The 2254-nt window shown below is 56.6% G+C and carries 1 protein-coding gene; it reads left to right on the forward strand.

The features are described from left to right. Positions 1-313: 313 nt before the first annotated feature. Positions 314-2008 (forward strand): phospho-sugar mutase, encoded by a 1695-nt coding sequence (locus AAAX75_RS09990; protein ID WP_349092068.1) that lies wholly within the window; start codon positions 314-316, stop codon positions 2006-2008. The last annotated feature ends 246 nt before the right edge of the window (positions 2009-2254 follow it).

Here is a 2254-nt window from a genome sequence, read left to right on the forward strand (position 1 = left end):
AAGCTAAGCCCCATCGCGCCGAGAGTACTGCGGGGTCAGCCCGTGGGAGGCCAGGGCGCCGCTGACCGGTGGACGGCACCGAGCCGTACGCTTGAACTGAGAAGGGGGAGGCCTCGCGGCCTCCCCCCTTTTTGCGTTAAAGGCGGCATTCACTAAGCAATTAAATCAATCCAATCATCCACCGGTGAATATAAACGTTCACCGTTCTGTGGCCGGTTCTCTGTTCTCAATGGACTAATATTTGCTTTAGCGCGCTGATGCGCTTGTCCTGTTTTACACGGGTTGTTTTATTGATTGTGACGGAAGGACTCACATGGCAGATGTTCATGAGCTGCTTGATACTTGGATTGCCAATGTCAAGGACGAGGAGCTCCTCGCTGAGCTCAACACGATGAAGGAGCAGGGTGACGAAGACGCCATCACCGACGCTTTCTTCCAAGATCTCGCCTTCGGTACCGCCGGTCTACGTGGCACTATCGGTGCAGGCACTAACCGTATGAATATCTATACGGTTGGTCGCGCGACGCAGGGTTTTGCTGACTATCTCAATGCGACCTTCGAGCATCCGACGGTTGCCATCGCTCGCGATAGCCGCAATAAGGGTGAACTGTTCGTTAAGACGACGGCTGCCATTCTTGCCGCAAACGGCGTGACTGCTCTCGTGTATCCTAAGATTTCTCCCGTGCCGACGCTTTCCTGGGCCGTCCGTGACCTTAAGTGCTCCGGTGGCATTTGCATGACCGCTAGTCATAATCCAGCGCCTTATAACGGCTATAAGGCCTATGGCCCCGACGGCTGCCAGATTACCAGCGAGGCTGCCGATGCAATTTCTAAGGCTATCGCCGAGACCGATACGTTTACCGGCGTGAAGTCCATGGACTTCGATGAGGCTCTTGAGCAGGGTCTGGTCAAATGGATCGATGACTCGTGCCTCGAGCGTTATTATGACGCCGTTCTCGCCCGCGGCGTGACCAACCTTTCTGCCGAGGAGATCGCTGGCGCTCCGCTTAAGCTCGTCTACACTCCGCTCAACGGCACCGGCCTCATTCCCGTCACGACGGTGCTCGAGCGCGCTGGCATCACCGATGTCACGGTTGTTCCCGAGCAGAAGGAGCCTAACGGCGATTTCCCGACCTGCCCGTATCCTAACCCCGAGATTCGCCAGGCCATGCAGAAGGGCATTGACCTGTGCGAGCAGGTACACCCTGATCTGCTGCTTGCAACCGATCCTGACGCCGATCGCGTTGGCGTTGCCGTTAAGAATAGCGATGACTATCTGCTGCTGACCGGCAATGAGATGGGCGTTCTGCTGCTCGACTATATCTGCAAGACCCGCGCTGCTCGCGGTGAGGACCTCACTAAGAAGGTTGCTGTCACTACTATCGTTTCTTCCGCCATGGTTGACGCTCTGGCCGACGAGTACGGTTTTGAGCTCCGTCGCTGCCTGACGGGCTTCAAGTACATCGGCGACATCATTACTTCTCTTTCCGATGCTGGCGAGGTCGATCGCTTTATCTTCGGTTTTGAGGAGAGCTACGGCTATCTGGCCGGCGACCACGTGCGCGACAAGGACGCCGTGAGCACTTCGCTTTTGATTTGCCAGATGTCGCAGTATTACAAGCTCCAGGGAAAGAACCTTGCCGACGCGATGCACGAGCTGTACGAGAAGTATGGCTACTATCACAACAAGACGATTTCGCTGAGCTATCCGGGTGCTGAGGGTGCGGCAAAGATGGCCGGCATCATGGCCGGTCTGCGCGAGAACCCGCCCGCGGAGCTCGCCGGTTCCAAGATTGAGGCCGTCGTTGATTACAACACCTGCGTGAACGGCCTGCCGAAGGCTAATGTTATTGAGTTCGATCTTGAGGGTGGCAACAAGGGTATTGTTCGTCCTTCCGGCACCGAGCCCAAGATTAAGCTGTACATCTTCGCTAAGGGCGCGGATGCCGCCGAGGCAGATGCAGCACTTGACGCGATCGAGGAGTCCGGTCGCAAGCTGCTGGCATAAGGTATTTAAGAGTTTATTGCTATAGATGGGCGAAAGAGGGGATCTCGGATGCGAGGTCCCCTCCTGTTTTTAACCAGCCAGCCGAGAGTACTTAGATATGTAGGAAATGTGTACGTCCAGATTCCCGCCCACGGCGCCCCTCCGGTCTGGCAATATATCTCCTTGCCGCGCGGCCCGGTCGAACCGGATCAGCCGCGGGGCGTGCACCTTGAGAACCGGATACTGCGAGGATGGACACACCAGATG

It is taken from the genome of Collinsella sp. CLA-ER-H7 (assembly GCF_040092345.1).
Lineage (GTDB): Bacteria > Actinomycetota > Coriobacteriia > Coriobacteriales > Coriobacteriaceae > Collinsella.

Coding starts and splice junctions, on each gene's coding strand:
- AAAX75_RS09990 (WP_349092068.1), top strand. CDS start 314: ATGGCAGATGTTCATGAGCTGCTTGATACTTGGATTGCCAATGTCAAG.